Origin of the sequence: Cellulomonas sp. Y8, assembly GCF_008033115.1 — a bacterium.
Taxonomy (GTDB): Bacteria; Actinomycetota; Actinomycetes; order Actinomycetales; family Cellulomonadaceae; genus Cellulomonas.
The window spans coordinates 3,026,003-3,044,333 of record NZ_CP041203.1 but is presented as its reverse complement, the minus strand read 5'-3'; the positions used below and the strand labels follow the sequence as shown (position 1 = coordinate 3,044,333).

The window sequence follows — 18,331 nt, the reverse complement described above, 5'->3', positions numbered from 1 at the left end:
GATCTCCTGGGCCGTCACCTGCTCGTCGGGGTGGTCGGCGTTCCAGGCGTCCACGACGTCCTGGCCCCAGCCGACCTCCTGCTCGTTGTTCGACAGCCAGACGGTGATCGGCCCGGTGGCGCCGGTGGCCTCGCCGGACCCGCCGCCGTCGCCGGACCCGTTCGAGCAGGCGGCGGTGGCGAGGGCGACGGCGCCCAGCAGGGCGGCGGTGCGGATGTACCTCATGGAAGCTCCTCCTCGAGCACGTCAGGGGGTGTGGTGCGTCGGCGCGGGGGCGTCGGTGCTCCCGCGCAGCTGCAGGGCGGTGCAGTCGACCGTGACGGAGCGCGGCCCGTCGCCGGCCAGGTCGGACAGCAGCCCGGGTGGTGGCGACCCGGCCGCGGCGGGCGGGGTCGGTGGACACGCTGGTGAGCGGCGGGCTGAGGTGCGCGGACAGGTGGTCGTCGTCGAACCCGGCCACGGCGAGCTCGTCCGGCACCCGGACGCCGCGGCTCTGCGCGTAGGACATCCCGGCGATCGCCATCGTGTCGTTCGCGTACAGGATCGCGGTGGGCCGGTCGCGCAGCGCGAGCAGCTCGGCGGTGTGCGCGCGCCCGCTGCCCGCGGTGAAGTCGCCCTCCCGCACGAGCTCGCGCGAGCCGACGGCCTGCACGAACGCGCGCGCCCGGGCGTAGGAGTGCACGTAGCCGAGGGGGCCGGCGACGTGCGCGATCCGGGTGTGGCCGCGGTCGCGCAGGTGCGCGATCAGCGCCCGGACCGGGTCGGCGTCGTCCGTGCGGACGCACGACAGCCGGGTCGGGCCGTCGTACGCGCCGAGCAGCACGGCGGGCAGCCCGAGGCCGGCCAGGAACGGCACCCGCCAGTCGTCGCGGTGCAGGTCGAGCGCGATGACGCCGTCCGCCCGCCCCGCCGCCATCGCCTGGTAGGCCCGCTCCTCGGCGCCCCTGCTGCCGACGACCTGGAGCACCAGCGCGACCTCGCGCTCGGCGAGCGTCTGCTCGACGCCGGCGATGAACGCGGGGAAGAACGTGTCGGACGCGAGGATCGCCGGGTCCCGGCGCAGCACGACGCCGACCGCGTTGGCCCGGCGGGCCGCGAGCGCGCGGGCGCTGCTGCTGGGCACCCAGCGCAGCTCCTCCGCCGCGGCGAACACCCGGGCCTTCGTCGCCGCCGAGATGGGCCGGTGGCCGCTGTACGCGTGGGACACGGTCGCCTTCGTCACGCCGGCGGCCCGGGCGACGTCGGAGATCGTCGGTCGGCTCATGCTCACCTCCTCGTGCAGCACGTCCTCCCGACCGTAAAAGCGGTTTGACGATCGAGCCAACCGGTTTGACGACGCGGTCGCGGCGGACGGGGCGGCGGGGCCTGCGACGCGGGACCGGCGCCCCGCGCGCCCTACGCTTGCCCGATGGCCCACCTGCTCGGCGGCGAAGCGCTGCACCTGTCCTTCCCGACCAAGAACGTCTTCGACGCGGTGACCGTGGGCCTCAACGAGGGCGACCGGGTGGGGGTCGTCGGCCGCAACGGCGACGGCAAGTCCTCCCTGCTCGCGCTGCTGGCCGGGCGGCTCACCCCGGACTCCGGACGCGTGACCGTCCGCGGCGGCGTGCGGATCGGCGTGCTCGACCAGACCGACACCCTCGACCCGGCGCTGACCGTCGGGGCCTCGGTCGTCGGCGACCGCGCCGAGCACGAGTGGGCCGGCGACCCGAAGGTCCGCGACGTCGTCTCCGGCCTGGTCGGCGACCTGCCGTGGGACAAGCTCGTCGGCGACCTGTCGGGCGGGCAGCGGCGCCGGGTCGCCCTGGCCGCGCTGCTGGCCGGCGACGACGACGTGCTCATGCTCGACGAGCCGACCAACCACCTCGACGTCGAGGCAGTCACCTGGCTCGCCCGGCACCTGAACCGCCGCTGGTCGTCGAACGCCGGCGGCCTGCTGGTCGTCACCCACGACCGCTGGTTCCTCGACGAGGTGTGCACCGCGACCTGGGAGGTGCACGACGGGATCGTCGAGCCGTTCGAGGGCGGGTACGCCGCGTACGTGCTGCAGCGCGTCGAGCGCGACCGGATGGCCGCGGCGACGGAGGCCAAGCGGCAGAACCTCATGCGCAAGGAGCTCGCCTGGCTGCGCCGCGGCGCACCGGCCCGCACGTCGAAGCCGAAGTTCCGCATCGAGGCGGCGAACCAGCTGATCGAGGACGTGCCGCCGCCGCGCAACTCCGTCGAGCTGTCCCAGATGGCCACCGCGCGGCTCGGCAAGGACGTCGTCGACCTCGAGGACGTGTCGGTGTCCTACGGCGACCACCAGGTGCTGCGCGACGTGACCTGGCGGATCGCCCCGGGGGAGCGCACCGGCGTGCTCGGCGTGAACGGCGCGGGCAAGTCGACGCTGCTGGGCCTGGTGACGGGCAAGGTCACCGCGACGACCGGCCGGGTCAAGCGCGGCAAGACCATCCGGGTCGCGACGCTGACCCAGGAGCTGGCCGAGCTCGCGGACATCGCCGACAGCCGGGTCAACGACGTCATCGCCCGCTACCGGACGTCCTACGTGGCCGGCGGCAAGGAGATGACCCCGGGGCAGCTGCTCGAGCGGCTCGGGTTCACCGCGGTCCAGCTCCAGACGCCGGTCAAGGACCTGTCCGGCGGGCAGCGGCGCCGGCTGCAGCTGCTGCTGATCCTGCTCGACGAGCCCAACGTGCTCGTGCTGGACGAGCCGTCGAACGACCTGGACACCGACATGCTCGCGGCGATGGAGGACCTGCTCGACACCTGGCCGGGCACCCTGCTGGTCGTGTCGCACGACCGGTACCTGCTGGAGCGGGTCACCGACCAGCAGTACGCGGTGCTCGACGGCCACTTCCGGCACGTGCCGGGCGGCGTCGACGAGTACCTGCGGCTGCTGGAGCGGTCGCGCTCGGGGGCCGGCGCGGTCGCGACCGGGGCGCCCACCGAGGCGTCGGGCGCCGTGGGCGGCGAGGTCGCGCCGTCGGGGCTGGACGGGGCGGAGCTGCGGGCCGCCAAGAAGGAGCTCGGCGCGCTCGACCGGCGGATCTCCAAGCTGACCGGCCAGATCGAGGCGCTGGAGAAGAAGATGGCCGAGCACGACCCCGCCGACTACGTCGGGCTGACGGCGCTCGGGAAGGACAAGGCGGCGCTCGAGGCCGAGATCGGCGAGGTCGAGGAGAAGTGGATGGCGCTGGCGGAGGCCGTGGAGGGCTGAGGCCCGGGCCGCGGGCGGGCACCGACTCCTCCACAGGCGCGGGGGCGCGCGCCGTCCCCAGGGCGGCGCTGCGGGCGCGTGCCGACGCCGGGGAGGTCGGCCTAGCGTCGCCCGCATGACGGGGACCGAGTGGCTCGGCGCGCTGTCGCTGCTGGGCCCGGTGGCCACGGGGGCGGCGGCGATGGTGGCGCTGGTCGTGGGGATCGCGACGGTGCGGCAGCGCGACCGGGCGGACCGGCGGGAGCAGTGGTGGCGGCGGGCGGAGTGGGCGCTCGGGCTGACGCTGTCCACGCACCGCGCGCACGTGACCCGCGGGCTCGCGGTCCTGGACCACCTGGCCCGCAGCGACCTCGCGACCCGGGACGAGCGCCGGCTGCTCCGGGCGCTCACCGAAGCGGGGTTGAGCAGGGCCGTCGGGCCACCGCAGGATGGTGACGTAACCGGGGGCCGCGACGACGAGGAAGAGGTGTCCGGTGGACCGGTTCGAGCAGGAGATCGAGGAGCAGCGGCTCCGCCGGGCGGCGGTGCTCCGCGACCCCGAGGTGCAGCGGGCCGCGGCCCGGCTCCGGGTGACCCTGGACGAGAGCCTCGGTGACGAGACCCCGCAGTGGATCCGCGACCTCGCGGAGCAGCCGCTCCTGCCTGACGGACGCTGACGCGCGCGTCACCCGATCGGGGGTACGGTCCCGCCCACCCCCGACCCGGAAGGACGCCCGTGCCCGAGCCCACCGCACCGGCCGCCGCCGCCCACGCCCCGCACGCGCCCGAGGACCACCTCCAGCGCGGCCTCAGCAACCGGCACATCCAGCTCATCGCGATCGGCGGCGCCATCGGCACCGGCCTGTTCCTGGGCTCCGGCCGCACGATCTCCCTGGCCGGCCCGTCCGTCCTGCTGGTGTACGCGGTCATCGGCTTCATGCTGTTCTTCGTCATGCGCGCCATGGGCGAGATGCTGCTGTCGAACCTGGAGTACAAGTCGTTCCGGGACATGGCGGCCGACATCCTCGGGCCGTGGGCCGGCTTCCTCACCGGCTGGACGTACTGGTTCTGCTGGATCGTCACGGGGATCGCCGACGTGGTCGCGGTGTCCGGGTACGTGGCGTTCTGGGCGCCCGACCTGCCGCGCTGGCTGCCCGCGCTGGCCCTGGTCGTGCTGCTGCTCGCGCTCAACCTGGTCGCGGTCCGGCTGTTCGGCGAGCTGGAGTTCTGGTTCGCGATCGTCAAGATCGTCGCCATCGTCGGGCTGATCGCGGTCGGCGTCGTGCTGATCTCGATCGGCTTCCAGGGCGCCGACGGTGTCACCGCGTCTCTGGCGCACCTGTACAGCGACGGCGGGTTCTTCCCGCACGGGTTCACCGGCTTCCTCGCGGGGTTCCAGATCGCGATCTTCGCGTTCGTCGGGATCGAGCTGGTCGGCACCACCGCCGCCGAGACCCGCGACCCCGCCCGCACGCTGCCCCGCGCGATCAACGCGATCCCCGTGCGCGTGCTGCTGTTCTACCTGGGCGCGCTCGTCGTGATCATGGCGGTGACCCCGTGGCGGAGCATCGACCCGGGCGAGAGCCCGTTCGTGGCGATGTTCGCCCTCGCCGGGCTGCCGGCGGCGGCGGGCGTCATCAACCTGGTCGTGCTCACCTCGGCCGCGTCGTCGGCGAACAGCGGGATCTTCTCGACCTCGCGGATGCTCTACGGCCTCGCGGAGGACCGGGAGGCGCCGCGCGCGTTCGGCCGGCTGTCGGCCCGGCACGTCCCGGCGCGCGGGCTCGCGTTCTCCTGCGCCTGCCTGCTGCCGGGCGTGGTGCTGCTGTACGCGGGTCGGTCGGTGATCGAGGCGTTCACGCTCGTGACGACGGTCGCGACGCTGCTGTTCATCGTCGTGTGGACCGTCATCCTCGTCTCGTACCTGGTGTACCGGCGCCGCTCGCCCGAGCTGCACGCGGCGTCGGCGTTCCGGATGCCCGGCGGCCGGGTCATGTGCTGGGTCGTGCTGGCGTTCTTCGCGGCGATGGTGGTCGTGCTGGCGCTGGACCCCGACACGCGGGCGGCGCTGCTCGTGATGCCGGTGTGGTTCGGGGTGCTCGCGGTGGCGTGGGTCGTGCTGCGCCGCCGGGGCGTCGTCGGGCCGGCCGCCCTCCCCGCGCGGCCGGCCGGCGCCCTCGCGGACGACGCCGGCGACGACGCGGCCGACGACGCCGCGGGTGAGACCGGTCGCGAGCCCGCCCGCGCGGCTCACTAGGATCGACGCCATGTCCCGCATCCTCAGCGCTGTCGCCTGGCCCTACGCCAACGGCCCGCGCCACATCGGCCACGTCGCCGGCTTCGGCGTCCCCTCCGACGTGTTCAGCCGCTACATGCGCATGGCGGGGCACGACGTCCTCATGGTGTCCGGCACCGACGAGCACGGGACCCCGATCCTCGTGCAGGCCGAGCAGGAGGGCGTCACGCCCCAGGAGCTCGCCGACCGGTACAACCGCGTCATCGTCGAGGACCTCACCCAGCTGGGCCTGTCGTACGACCTGTTCACCCGCACCACGACCCGCAACCACTACGCGGTGGTGCAGGAGATGTTCCGCACGGTGCACAAGAACGGGTACATGGTCGAGCAGACGACCATGAACGCGATCAGCCCGTCGACCGGCCGCACGCTGCCCGACCGCTACATCGAGGGCACCTGCCCGATCTGCGGCTACGACGGCGCCCGCGGCGACCAGTGCGACAACTGCGGCAACCAGCTCGACGCGATCGACCTCAAGAACCCGCGGAGCCGCATCAACGGCGAGACCCCGAAGTTCGTCGAGTCGAACCACTTCTTCCTGGACCTGCCGGCGTTCGTCGACGCGCTCGGCGACTGGCTGCGCACCCGCACCGAGTGGCGCCCGAACGTCCTCAAGTTCTCGCTGAACCTGCTGGACGACGTGCGTCCCCGCGCCATGTCCCGGGACATCGACTGGGGCATCCCGATCCCGCTCGAGGGCTGGGAGGACAACCCGTCCAAGCGGCTCTACGTGTGGTTCGACGCCGTGATCGGCTACCTGTCCGCGTCGATCGAGTGGGCCCGCCGGTCGGGCGACCCCGAGGCGTGGCGGCAGTTCTGGACCGATCCCGAGTCGCTGTCCTACTACTTCATGGGCAAGGACAACATCACCTTCCACTCGCAGATCTGGCCGGCCGAGCTGCTCGGCTACGCCGGGGGCGGGTCGAAGGGCGGCGAGCCGGGCGTCTACGGGAAGCTCAACCTGCCGACCGAGGTCGTGTCGTCGGAGTTCCTCACGATGGAGGGCAAGCAGTTCTCCTCCTCGCGCGGCGTGGTCATCTACGTCCGCGACATGCTGAGCCGGTACCAGCCGGACGCGCTGCGGTACTACATCTCGACCGCGGGCCCGGAGAGCCAGGACGCCGACTTCACCTGGGCCGACTTCAAGCGCCGCACCAACGACGAGCTCGTCGCGGGCTGGGGCAACCTGGTCAACCGCACGGCGAGCATGATCCACAAGAACGTCGGCGCGATCCCGGAGCCCGGCCCCGCGCACGACCGTCGACGAGGACCTGCTCGCCACCACGACGACCGCGTTCGGCCGGGTCGGCGAGCTCATCGGCACGCACCGGCACCGCGCGGCGATCGGCGAGGCGATGCGGGTGGTCGGCGAGGCCAACCGGTACATCTCCGAGACCGAGCCGTGGAAGCTGAAGAACGACCCGGAGCGCCTGGGCACCGTGCTGCACACCGCGGGCGCAGGCCGTGAGCGACTGCAACACCCTGCTGTCGCCGTTCCTGCCGCACTCCGCGCAGGCGGTGCACGAGGCCCTGGGCGGCACCGGCACGTTCTCCCCGCTCCCCCGGATCGACGAGGTCACCGACCTCGACGACGCGTCCCGGCACTACCCGGTCATCACCGGCGACTACCGGCTCGGCGAGACGGTGCCCGCGTGGCGGCCGCGCGCCGTCGTGCCGGGCACGCCGGTCGGCAAGCCGACGCCGGTGTTCACCAAGCTCGACGACGACGTCGTCGAGACCGAGCTCGACCGGCTGCGCCAGGGCTGAGGTGGCGCGCAGCCGCAACCGGCCCACCGGCTGGGCCCCGTCGCCGGAGCCGCTGCCCGTCTCCGTCGTCGACGACCACACCCACCTCGAGTCGGTGCTGGGCGTCCTGGCGGCGGCGGGCGCGGACGCGGGCGACGAGCCGGCGCCGGCCACGCTGGACGACCACCTGGACCGGGCCGCCGCCGTCGGCGTGCCGCGGATGGTGCAGGTCGGCTGCGACCTCGACGCGATCGCGTGGACCGACGCGGTGCTGCGCGTCGACGCCGACCCCGCCGCGGACCCGGCGACCGCGCCGGCGCCGCTGCGCCCCGGCCGGCGCGCGCTGCTCGGCGCCGTCGCGATCCACCCCAACGAGGCCGTGCTGCACGCCGGCGTCCACGAGGTGGCGCCCGACGGCCTGGAGCCGGACCCGCAGCCGCGGCACGACGCGTCCCTCGACGAGGCCCTTGCCCGGGTGGCCGCGGTCGCCCGGGCCAACGACCGGGTGCGGGCCGTCGGCGAGACCGGGCTGGACTTCTTCCGCGCCGGGCCCCGCGGCCGGGAGGTGCAGCGGGAGGCGTTCCGCGCGCACGTCGCGCTCGCCAAGGAGCTCGGCCTCGCGCTGCAGATCCACGACCGCGACGCGCACGACGAGGTCGTGGACGTGCTGCTCCGGGACGGCGCCCCGGAGCGGACGGTGTTCCACTGCTTCTCCGGCGGCCCGGCGCTCGCCGAGGTGTGCGCCCGCGAGGGCTGGTACGCGTCGGTCGCCGGCCCGGTGACGTACGGGGCGAACGACGACCTGCGCGCCGCGGTGCGCGCGCTGCCGCTCGACCTGCTGCTCGTCGAGACCGACGCGCCCTACCTCACGGCGCACCCGCTGCGCGGGCGCCCGAACGCCCCGTACCTGGTCCCGCACACCGTCCGGCGCCTGGCGGCCGAGCGCGACCTCGACCTCGGCGACGCGTGCGCGGCGCTGGCGGCGACCGCGGAGCGCGTCTACGGCACCTGGTGACGCGGCCCGCGGGCCGCGTCCGGAGGGGTGATCGCGCGGATCTCGGGTTCCCCTGACGGTCACGAATCGGTTACGGTCGGGAGGCTGTACCGGCGTGAGTCCCTCCCTCCCGCCGACCCGACCCGCTGGAGCCCTCCGCGTGCCTGCGCCCGAGACCCCCGTCGTCCCCTCGTCGAGCAAGTCCCACCGCACCGACCGCCGCTCGCGCGCGCTCCGGTACGGCGCCCAGGGACTCGCGCTCGCGCTGGTGGCCGGCGCGACGACCGCGTTCGTCGGGCTGCACAAGACCGTGACGGTCGAGGTGGACGGCACCGCCGTCGAGGTCAGTGCGTTCGGCCGCACCGTCGGCCAGGTGCTCGCCGCCGGCGACATCGAGGTGGGCGACCGCGACCTCGTGGCCCCGGGCCTCGGCGAGCCCGTCGGCGACGGTGCGCAGATCGTCGTCCGGCACGGCCGGGAGATCGACGTCCAGGTCGACGGCCAGGACCGCACGGTCTGGACCACCGCGCTCACCGTCGGCGAGGCCGTCGAGGGGCTCGGCCTCCGCGACGACGAGACGCTGCTGTCCGCGTCCCGGTCGGCGGGCCTGGAGCGCGGCGACGTGCTGCGGGTGTCGACGCAGAAGACCATCCACCTGGCCGTCGACGGCCAGGTCATCGATGGGCTGACCAGCGGCGGGACCGTCCGGGACGCGCTGCGCGACATCGGCCTGGTGCTGAACGAGGGCGACCGGGTGTCCGTCCCCCTGGACGCGACCGCGACGGACGGCCTCGTGGTCATGGTGACCCGCGCGGCGACGTCCGGCGAGACCGTCACCGAGGCCGTGCCGTTCGAGGAGCAGGAGGTCGAGGACCCCACGCTCGCGAAGGGCACCCGCAAGGTCGCGACCGCCGGCCGCGCCGGTGTGCGCACCACCACCTACAGCACCGCCAGCGTCGGCGGTGCGGTGGTCGACCGCCAGGTCGTCGCGTCGACCGTCACCGTCGAGCCCGTGACCCAGGTGGTCAAGGTCGGCACCATGGAGGTCGCGACCGGGGTCGACATCACGGTCTCGCCCGGCAGCGCCCAGGAGATCGGCAAGCAGCTCGCCGCCGCGCGCGGGTGGGGCGACGACCAGTTCGCCTGCCTGCTGCAGCTGTGGAACAAGGAGAGCGGCTGGCGGGTCAACGCCGAGAACCGGTCCTCCGGCGCCTACGGCATCCCGCAGGCCCTGCCGGGCTCCAAGATGGCGACCGTCGCCGCCGACTGGCGCACCAACCCCGCGACGCAGATCACCTGGGGCCTGAACTACATCGGCGGCCGCTACTCCACCCCGTGCGGCGCGTGGTCGGCGTCGCAGGCCAAGGGCTGGTACTGAGCCCTCGCCCGGCCCTGTCGCGCCCGGCGCGTCCGTCGGTCCGGCGCGCCCGCTGAACATCGGCTGAGCACGCGCTGAGCGTCGCGGTCAGCGTCGCGCCCACCTGCACCGACGCGGCGACCACTTGGCACATGGTCACGAATGGGTTACGGTCGCGTGTCGCTCGTGACAGACCGGGGCCCTCCCCCTGCGAGCGCACCCGCGCAGCAGTGCGCGGGGCATGACCGCCGGATCGGGGATCCGGGACCGCCGGTGCGGCACCTCCCTCCAGGTGCCGCCGCAGCCGCGGGGCCGTCACGGCCCGGGGCACCGGCGGGCGACGCCCACGCGCGCCGCACCCGCCCCCCGTGCCCGGGACCGCCGTCGTCTGGAACTACGTGACCTCCCTCCTCCGTCGCGCCCGCGCGCGCCTCGCCGCCACGCCCGCCGCCCTCCGCACCCGCGTCGTCCACAACACGGACCCCGGGTCCGCCGGCACCGAGCCCGACGGCGACCGCCGGTCGCGCCGGGGTCGCGTGCGCCTCATCGGTGCCGCGACCGCCGTGGTCGTGCTCGCCACCGGCGGCGTCGCCGTCGCGGACGCCCACAAGACCGTGACCCTCGACGTCGACGGGGTCACCACGACCGTGTCGACGTTCTCCGGCAGCGTCGACGGCCTGCTGGCCGAGCAGAAGCTCGAGCTCGGCTCCCGCGACTCCGTCACCCCGTCGGGCGCGCTCCAGGACGGCGTCGACGTCGTCGTCCGGCACGCCCACCAGGTGACGATCAGCGCCGACGGCGCCGAGCAGACGGTCTGGACGACCGCGCTCACCGCCGACGAGGCGCTCACCATGCTCGCGACCCGCGGCGACGACGTCCGCCTGGTCGCGTCCCGCTCCGCCGCCGGCGGCCGCCCGGACCTCTCGCTGGACCTCACGCTCGACGGCGCCGCCGCTGTGCAGATCGACGGTGCGACGCACCCGGTCCCCGACGGCAGCACCACCGTGGCGGATGCGCTCGACGCGCTCGGCGTCACCCTCCAGCCGCTCGACCGGGTCAGCGTGCAGCGCGCCGGCAGCACCGTGACCGTCGTCGTGAACCGCGTCGTGGTCCAGGACGTCACCACCACGCACGAGGTGCCGTTCAACGCCGTCGAGCAGAACGACGCGTCGCTGTACGTCGGCGACTCAAAGGTCACCACCGCCGGCGTCGTCGGCGTCCGGACCGTCGTCGACCGCGTCACCACCGTCGACGGCCAGGAGACCGGCCGCGAGACCCTGTCCGACGCGGTGACCCAGGCGCCCGTCGACCAGGTGACCAACATCGGCACCAAGAAGAAGCCGGTCGCCACCACGCCCAAGGCGTCGACCTCCTCGTCCTCCGCCGGCACCGCGGCGGTCGGCGGCGGCGACGCGGCCGGCCTGAACTGGGCCGCCCTCGCCGCGTGCGAGTCGGGCGGCAACCCCTCGATCGTGTCCGCGTCCGGCAAGTACCACGGGCTGTACCAGTTCTCGGTCGCCACGTGGAACGCGGTCGGCGGCTCCGGGCTCCCTTCGCAGGCCTCGGCCGACGAGCAGACCGCCCGCGCGCAGATGCTGTACAACCGCTCCGGCGCCGGCCAGTGGCCGGTCTGCGGGTCGCGCCTGTTCGGCTGACGCCGCACCCGCGGGCAGCCGGGTAGGCTCGCCCGCATGTCCTCCAGCACCGGCCCCGTCGCACCCGCGGCGGGGCCGTTGCTCGGTCCGGCCGAGATCCGCGCCCTCGCCGAGCGCGCCGGTATCCGCCCCACCAAGACGCTCGGGCAGAACTTCGTCCTCGACGGCGGCACCGTCCGCAAGATCGTCCGGCAGGCCGACGTCGTCGCCGGCGAGCGGGTCGTCGAGGTCGGCCCGGGCCTCGGCTCGCTGACGCTCGGGCTGCTCGAGGCGGGTGCGGACGTCGTGGCGGTCGAGATCGACCCGGTGCTCGCGGGGCTGCTTCCGGACACCGTGCGCCGGCACGTCCCGGGCGCGGTCGTCGACACCGTCGACCTGCCGGACGTGCCCGTGCCCGCTGCCGGTGGGCCGGACCCCGGTCCCCCGCCGCACCCCTCGCTCACGGTCGTCCGCGGCGACGCGCTCGACGTGCGCGCGCTGCCCGGGCGGGCGCCGACCGCGCTGGTCGCGAACCTGCCGTACAACGTGTCCGTGCCCGTGCTGCTCACGTTCCTCGAGCACTTCCCGACGCTCGAGCGGGTCCTCGTCATGGTGCAGGCCGAGGTCGCCGACCGCGTCGCCGCCCCTCCGGGGAGCCGCACCTACGGCGTCCCGTCGGTCAAGGCCGCCTGGTACGCCTCCGCCCGCCGCACCGCGACCGTCGGCCGGTCCGTGTTCTGGCCGGTGCCGAACGTCGACTCCGCCCTGGTCCGCCTCGACCGGCGCGAGCCCCCGGCCACCACGGCGACCCGCGAGCAGGTGTTCGCGGTCGTGGACGCGGCGTTCGCGCAGCGGCGCAAGATGCTCCGCTCCGCCCTGGCGACCCTCGCCGGCGGCAGCGAGGCGGCCACCCGCGCCATCGAGGCCGCCGGGGTCGACCCGCAGGCCCGCGGCGAGGCGCTCGACGTCCTCGCGCTCGCCCGCGTCGCCGAGCAGCTGCACGCACCCACGGCGGGCTGACCTCGCCCGACGCCGTCGGCGGTCCGCGCCGCCGTCGCGGGCCCGCCCGTCGCCGCCGGGACGCGCCGGACGCGCCCGGACCTGGCACAGTGGTCCCCGTGACCGACCTGCGCCTCGCCCCCCGCACCGGCCGTGAGGTCCGCGTCCGGGCGCCCGGCAAGGTCAACCTGTCGCTCCGCGTCGGCCCGCGCCGCCCCGACGGCTACCACCCGCTGGCGACCGTGTTCCAGGCCGTGTCGGTGTACGAGGACGTGGTGGCCTCCGCGTCGCCGGACCTGCGCGTCACGGTCTCCGGCCCGCAGGCCGACCTGGTCCCCACCGACGCGAGCAACCTCGCCCTCCGCGCCGCCCGCGCGCTCGCCGCCCGCACCGGCATCGACGAGGGCGTGCACCTGCACCTGCACAAGGGCGTCCCGGTCGCGGGCGGCATGGCAGGAGGCTCCGCCGACGCCGCCGCCGCGCTACTCGCCTGCGACGCGTTCTGGGGCACCGCGCTCAGCCGCGAGGAGTTGCACGAGGTCGCGGCCGAGCTCGGCTCGGACGTGCCGTTCCTGCTGATGGGCCAGACCGCCGTCGGCTCGGGCCGCGGCGACCTGCTCACAGCCGCGCTGAGCCGCGGCGAGTACCACTGGGCGTTCGGCGTGCGCGACGAGGGACTGTCGACCCCCCGGGTCTACGAGGAGTTCGACCAGCTCGCCGCCGGCCGCGACGGGCTGGACTCCGACGGGGACGTCGCGCTGCTGCAGGCGCTCCGGGCCGGCGACGCCCCCGCGCTCGGCGCGCTGCTGCACAACGACCTGCAGGACGCGGCGGTCGAGCTCGCGCCCGGCCTGGTCGAGACGCTGGCGGTCGCGGAGGACGCCGGCGCGCTCGGCGTGGTCGTCTCCGGCTCGGGGCCGACCGTGGCTGCGCTGGCCCGGAGCCGGCAGCACGCGCTGGTCATCGCCGCCGCGATGACCGCCGCGGGCGTGGCCGACTCGGTGCTCACGGCCTCGGGGCCGGTGCCGGGTGCGCGGCTCGTGGCGGGGTCGGACGTCCTCTAGCTCGCGGTGATCGCGCGAGTGCTCGCAGCCGGAGCGATGCGCCGCAGGTGCAGCAGCGGGTAGGGCCTGCCGTCACCGTCGAGGGCGGAGCGACCCACCTCGACGAAGCCGCGCCGGGCGTAGAAGGCCCGCGCCCCCGGGTTCTGCTCGTTGACGTCGAGCTCCACCACCGGCCGACCCGCCGTCGCGTGACGCAGGAGCGTCGACCCGACCCCGCTGCCGTGCACGTCCGGGTCGACGAACAGCATCTCGACCCGAGCGCCGTCGACGGCGACGTCGACGGCGACGAACCCGAGCACCCGACCCTGCCGCTCGGCGAGCGTCACCGTCAGGGCCGGGAGCCCGGCACGGACGACGGCCTCGTAGCGGGCGACGTCCCCCGACGCGAGGAAGTCGTGCGTCGCGAGCACCGCCCGGTGCCACACCGCCACGAGCGCCTCCGCGTCGTCCGGCCCCGCCGGGCGCAGGGCGGGCTCGGCCGCGCTCATGCCAGGTCCACGTAGACGTCCAGCCCGCCGAACTCGGCGAAGCCCAGCCGGGCGTACAGCCGCGCGGCGCCGTCCGTGTCCGGCTCGGTGTGGGCGAGGCCCGCGCCGGCGTCGACCGCGCACGCGAGCAACCACGAGCTGACGGCCGCCGCGACGCCCCGATTCCGGGCGGCGGGCACCACCCCGACGCCGCCCAGCCCCACGGCGGGACCCGCCTCGCCGTCCGAGCGCACGACGTAGGCCGTTCCCACCGGGGCCCCGTCCAGCTCGGCCAGCGCGACCGTCACCGCCGGCGACCCCAGCAGCGGATCCAGCCAGGCGCGTGAGGCGGCCGGCTCCCCGCCGAACGCCGCGAGGTCGGCCGCCAGCACCGCGTCCAGGTCCGCTCCGGTCGCCCGGCGGATCCGCAGCCCGGGCACCGGCGGCTGCGTCACGAGCGCGTCGGCGTCGAGCAGCATGAGCCGCTTCCGGAACAGGCGCCGACCGTGCGGCCAGGTCACCCCGGCGGGGACCCGCACGCCCCACGGCACACCCCGCCGCGCGTACCAGTCGCGGACCGCCTCGAGCTCCACCCGGTCCGGGTCCGTGACGTCACCGTTGTTCCACCACGGGTGCGCGAGGCCGCTGGCCATCAGCCGGATCCCCGGCAGGTCCGCGACCGCGCCGCCGCGGCCCGCGCGGATGCGCCCGTGCGTCTGCCAGGTCTCGGCGTGGGCGGCGCGCGCGAGCGCGTCCGGGTCGGGTGCACCGAGCGCCGCGTCGAGCACCAGGTCCGGCCGGTCCCACAGCAGCGAGCCACCCGCGCCCGGCACCACCCGCCGCACCGCGCCTGGTACGCGCGCCGTCAGCATCCGCGCACGATCGGGCGAGTGCCCGCGGTCGTGCTCCCCGACCAGCACCGTGGTCGGCACGGCGACGGCCGACAGGTCGACGCGCCAGCGCCGCATGGCCAGCAGCGTGTCCTGCACGTACGCCGCCCCTTGACCGGCGAAGCCCTCGACCAGAGACGCCCGCCAGCGCGCGAGGAACGTGGGACGTTCGTAGACGGCCCGGTCGACGGCCTCGGCGCCGGCCAGCACCATCGCCTCCATCTCGGCCGGACCGAGCCGCTCGAGGACGGCCCGAGCGGCCTCCGGATCCGCCAGCGCGAGGTCGGCCAGCTCGCGCGCGTGCGGCGGCAGGAGCGGCGCCACGTCCGGGTGCGCGACCTCGTCCGCAGGCGAGACCAGCACCAGCCGGGAGGCGGCGCCCGCGGCGGCGAGCGTGAGCCCGAACACTGCCCCCTGCGAGTTCGCGACCACCGGCAGCGGCCCGGGATGCCCCACCGCCGCCGCGAAGGCGACGTAGTCCCGTGCCGTCGAGGCGGCCGTGCGGGTCGGGTCGGGGGTCGATCCCCCCATCCCGGCGCGGTCCACCGTGATCAGCCGCACGCCGCGCGGCTCGAGGAGGTCCTCGCCGAAGCCCATGGCGGAGCCCGTGGCGGCACCGCCGACGAGCAGCACGGCCCTGCCGTCCGCGGGGCCTCGCGTGCGGCCCGTCAGCACGCGGCCGTCCGGCAGCGCCACGGTGTGCCGCTCGGCCGCGCCGGTGGAGGTGGTGGTCATGGGGTCGGGCTCCTTCCGCCGCGTCGGACGCTAGCGGCGCCACGGCCCGGCACGCCCGCTGATATCCGCGTCGCCTCGCGCCCGTTGCGCGCGCCGGCTCCCGGGTGCTGGCGGGGTCAGTACGGCGGGAGGTCGTCGTCCAGGGCGTGCGGGGCGGGTGGGAGCGGGGCGGCTGCACCCGGCGGAGCCCCCGACGTGGAGCTGTCCGGCGGGACCCCGGACGGAGACGGCTCGGGCGAGGTTGCGGGCGTGGACGGGTCCGGTGGGGTGTCGGGTGCGGGTGTGCGCAGGCGGCGGGGGCCGGTGAGGTGCTGGGTGGGGCGGTCGGTGCCGGGGCGGGTGCGGTAGGTGTGGCCGGTGGGGTCGGTCCAGTCGTGGGTGCCGGGTTCGGGTTGGTGCAGGGTGAACCGGGCGTGGTGCTTGGCGCGGTGGTGGCGGGGGCAGGTGGGGCCGAGGTTGGTGTGGCTGGTGGTGCCCGGGAGGTGGGGGTCGTCGGGTGCGGGCGCCCAGTCCTCGGTGTGGTCGAGGTCGCAGTGGTGGGCGGGCACGGGGCAGCCGGGGAAGGTGCAGGTGCGGTCGCGGTGCCGGACGTGGTCGGCGAGGGCTGCCGGTGGCCGGTAGGTGGTGCGCCCGACGTCCAGGACGGTGCCGGACAGGTCGTCGGTGACCAGGCGCCGCCAGACCCCGCCCTGGGCCAGGGCGCGGGCGGTGGTGGCGTCGATCGGGCCGGACCCGGCGAGGTCGGCGGGGGTGTCGCCCTGCCCGATCAGGGTCGACAGCGGCACGGTGACCAGGACGTGGGTGCGCGGGTCACGCGTCGCGGCCCGGCCGGCGTCGGGCGAGGAGCCCACGTCGGCACCGGGGACGGGGTCGGACGAGGTAGGCGCGCCGGTGTCGCGGGGGCTGGGCAGGTAGCCGGGGGTGGCGGCGGGTGAGGCGCCGGTCGCGGCCAGGGCGGCGGCGGGGGTGCCGGCCAGGACGCAGTCCACCAGGGTGTCGCAGCGCAGCTGGTCCACGGTGCGGGGGTCCCCGGCGGCCTTGGCGGAGCGGGCCGCGCCCTGCAGGGCGGTGTCCAGACCGATCGCGTGCTCGGCGGGTAGCACGAGATGCATCTCGGCCATCTGGTCCGGCAGGGCCCGCGGGTGGCTCACACGCCGCGCGGCCCGGGCGGTGTCCCGGCGGTCCTGGGCGTGCTCGGGGTCGACCCGCAGCAGCGCCCGCTCCAGGTCCACCCGGACCTGGGTCACGGTGGAGTGCTCCGCCCGGGGCAGCACGTAGTCCTGCACCGGCCCGGACACCCACGCGACCTGGTCACCCAGCCGGGCGGCAATCACCCGCGCCGCCGGCACGCTGATCCGCCCCTGACGCAACGCGGTGCCGGTGTCGGCCAGGGCGCCGGCGAAGTCCGCGCCCTCGCGGATCAGCGCCGCGGTGTCCTGCGGGGACCGGCTCAGCCGCGCGGACAACGTCATCGCCGCGACCCGCTGCGAGCTCAGGCCGGAACCCCGGCCCCTGGGCGCGCGGGGGTCGAGCTGCGGCCCCATCCCCTGGCGGCGGGCGAGCTCGGCCGCCACCCCCGCCAGCCCCGCGTGCGCCCACCCCGACATCCGGGTGTACGCGGCGGCGACCTCCGCCAGGTCGAAGTCGTCCAACGACCGCGGGTCCAACGCCCCCAGCAACCGGGCCAGCGGCACCCCCGTGGGCGTGCTGTCCAGGGCCTCGGTCAGCTGCTCCGAGCGCGGCAGACCCGGGTCCAGGAACTCCGCCACCACCGCCGCAGGGTCGGACGCGCCACCGCCCGCCTCGTCCTCCTCGCGGGGGTCGGACCCACCCCCGCCGCAGGTGCACCCGCACCCGCACGCCAGCACCCCCGCGCCCGGCACGGGGCCGGGCTCGGGAGGGGGTTCGCGCAGGTCAGCGGGCATGTCACCACCCTAGGGACCACCACCGCCACACCACCGCGGCCGCCGCCCCGCCTGGGGACCACGCACGCCCCGCCGCCTGTGGAGGACTCGGCGCCCGCTCGCAGCGCGCCCGGCACCGCCCGGCACAGCCCGACCCCGACCCCACGCCGGAGACGCGGTCAGTCCTCCCGCGACACCTCGCCCGACCCCTCGATGCGCTGGGTGACCTCCGGGTCGCCCGCGTACGACACGGACCCGGAGCCCTCGATCGACACCGCCAGCCGCCGGGTCGCGTGCACCTCGACGTCGCCGGAGCCCTCGATCGACACGTCCACCTCGTCGGCGCGCAGCCGGTCCGCGTCGATGCCGCCCGAGCCCTCGATCCCGATGGCGAGCGACCCCGTGCGGCCGTCGAGCTCCACGTCGCCCGACCCGGCGACCCGCAGCGCGATCGACTCGGCGTCCAGCCCCGTCAGGTCGACCGACCCGGAGCCCTCGACCGACAGCCGCAGCGACTCGCCGGTGACGTCGTCCGCGGTCACGTCGCCCGAGCCGGAGACCACCAGCTCGGCGACCTCGCCGACGACGAGCTCGTACGACACGTCGCCCCAGGAGCCCACGCCGAACGAGCCCCGGGAGTCGAGCACCAGCACGCCGTCCCGGACCTCGGACACCAACCGGTCCTGGGTGCCCTCGCGCGCGGTGACCGTCAGGGACGGGGTGGTCCCGCGGCGGATCGTCAGGTCGCCCGAGGTCGCGAGCTGCACCGCGGTCACGTCCTCGATGTCGACGTCCCGGGTCACGACCGGGCCCCGCGGCGCGCCGGCGCACGCGGCGAGGCCGAGCACCAGCGCCGCCCCCACGGCCGCCGCCGTCGTCGCCCGGGCCGCCGTCGTCCTGGTGCCTCGCATGGTCCGTCCCCTCGTGCCGCCGCGGCCGCGAGGAGGTCCCGCGCGCCGTCACGTCCGAGGCTCCCAGGTCGGGGCGCGGCGGCGGCATCCGGTACGCCCCTGAGCCGACCCTGAACGCACCCTGGGGACGCGTGG

Annotated in this window: 12 protein-coding genes and 2 pseudogenes; 9 read left to right on the top strand and 5 right to left on the bottom strand. The window is 75.7% G+C overall.

The window, feature by feature from the left end:
- Positions 1-415 precede the first annotated feature (415 nt).
- Positions 416-1,264, bottom strand: a pseudogene (locus tag FKM96_RS13760) (LacI family DNA-binding transcriptional regulator); the annotation flags it as partial.
- Positions 1,265-1,408: 144 nt separating this feature from the next.
- Here FKM96_RS13760 and FKM96_RS13755 point away from each other — a divergent pair.
- The 9 genes and pseudogenes from FKM96_RS13755 to FKM96_RS13715 all read left to right on the top strand — a co-directional run bounded on the left by FKM96_RS13755 (position 1,409) and on the right by FKM96_RS13715 (position 13,289).
- Positions 1,409-3,220 (top strand): ABC-F family ATP-binding cassette domain-containing protein, encoded by a 1,812-nt coding sequence (locus tag FKM96_RS13755; protein WP_147795720.1) that lies wholly within the window; start codon positions 1,409-1,411, stop codon positions 3,218-3,220.
- Positions 3,221-3,693: 473 nt separating this feature from the next.
- Positions 3,694-3,876 (top strand): hypothetical protein, encoded by a 183-nt coding sequence (locus FKM96_RS13750; RefSeq protein ID WP_147795719.1) that lies wholly within the window; start codon positions 3,694-3,696, stop codon positions 3,874-3,876.
- A 59-nt stretch (positions 3,877-3,935) separates the two neighbouring features.
- Entirely contained in the window at positions 3,936-5,456 is a 1,521-nt protein-coding gene (gene cycA, locus FKM96_RS13745) for a D-serine/D-alanine/glycine transporter (protein ID WP_147795718.1), read from the top strand.
- A gap of 10 nt (positions 5,457-5,466) precedes the next feature.
- Positions 5,467-7,262: pseudogene (metG, locus tag FKM96_RS13740) on the top strand (methionine--tRNA ligase).
- A 1-nt stretch (position 7,263) separates the two neighbouring features.
- Positions 7,264-8,256 (top strand): TatD family hydrolase, encoded by a 993-nt coding sequence (locus tag FKM96_RS13735; protein WP_147795717.1) that lies wholly within the window; start codon positions 7,264-7,266, stop codon positions 8,254-8,256.
- A 139-nt stretch (positions 8,257-8,395) separates the two neighbouring features.
- Positions 8,396-9,613, top strand: a complete 1,218-nt coding sequence (locus FKM96_RS13730) for a ubiquitin-like domain-containing protein (RefSeq protein ID WP_147795716.1) — start codon at positions 8,396-8,398, stop codon at positions 9,611-9,613.
- Between the two features lie 347 nt (positions 9,614-9,960).
- Positions 9,961-11,247, top strand: coding sequence for a resuscitation-promoting factor (locus tag FKM96_RS13725; RefSeq protein WP_147795715.1), 1,287 nt, complete (start codon positions 9,961-9,963; stop codon positions 11,245-11,247).
- 36 nt (positions 11,248-11,283) lie between these two features.
- Positions 11,284-12,246 (top strand): rRNA adenine dimethyltransferase family protein, encoded by a 963-nt coding sequence (locus FKM96_RS13720; RefSeq protein ID WP_147795714.1) that lies wholly within the window; start codon positions 11,284-11,286, stop codon positions 12,244-12,246.
- 98 nt (positions 12,247-12,344) lie between these two features.
- Complete coding sequence (locus FKM96_RS13715) at positions 12,345-13,289, top strand: 4-(cytidine 5'-diphospho)-2-C-methyl-D-erythritol kinase (protein ID WP_147795713.1); 945 nt, start codon at positions 12,345-12,347, stop codon at positions 13,287-13,289.
- Here FKM96_RS13715 and FKM96_RS13710 read toward each other — a convergent pair.
- The 4 genes from FKM96_RS13710 to FKM96_RS13695 form a co-directional block, all read right to left on the bottom strand.
- Positions 13,286-13,777: a GNAT family N-acetyltransferase gene (locus FKM96_RS13710; RefSeq protein WP_147795712.1), complete on the bottom strand. Its 492-nt coding sequence runs from the start codon at positions 13,775-13,777 to the stop codon at positions 13,286-13,288. The genes FKM96_RS13715 and FKM96_RS13710 overlap by 4 nt on opposite strands.
- The gene (locus FKM96_RS13705; protein WP_147795711.1) at positions 13,774-15,381 is read right to left on the bottom strand and encodes an alpha/beta fold hydrolase; all 1,608 of its coding nucleotides are present in this window, start codon (positions 15,379-15,381) and stop codon (positions 13,774-13,776) included. The genes FKM96_RS13710 and FKM96_RS13705 overlap by 4 nt, the downstream gene beginning before the upstream one ends.
- A 116-nt stretch (positions 15,382-15,497) precedes the next feature.
- Entirely contained in the window at positions 15,498-17,306 is a 1,809-nt protein-coding gene (locus FKM96_RS13700; protein WP_147795710.1) for an HNH endonuclease signature motif containing protein, read from the bottom strand.
- Between the two features lie 158 nt (positions 17,307-17,464).
- On the bottom strand, positions 17,465-18,196 hold the full coding sequence (locus FKM96_RS13695; RefSeq protein WP_147795709.1) for a head GIN domain-containing protein: 732 nt from the start codon (positions 18,194-18,196) through the stop codon (positions 17,465-17,467).
- Positions 18,197-18,331: the final 135 nt, after the last annotated feature.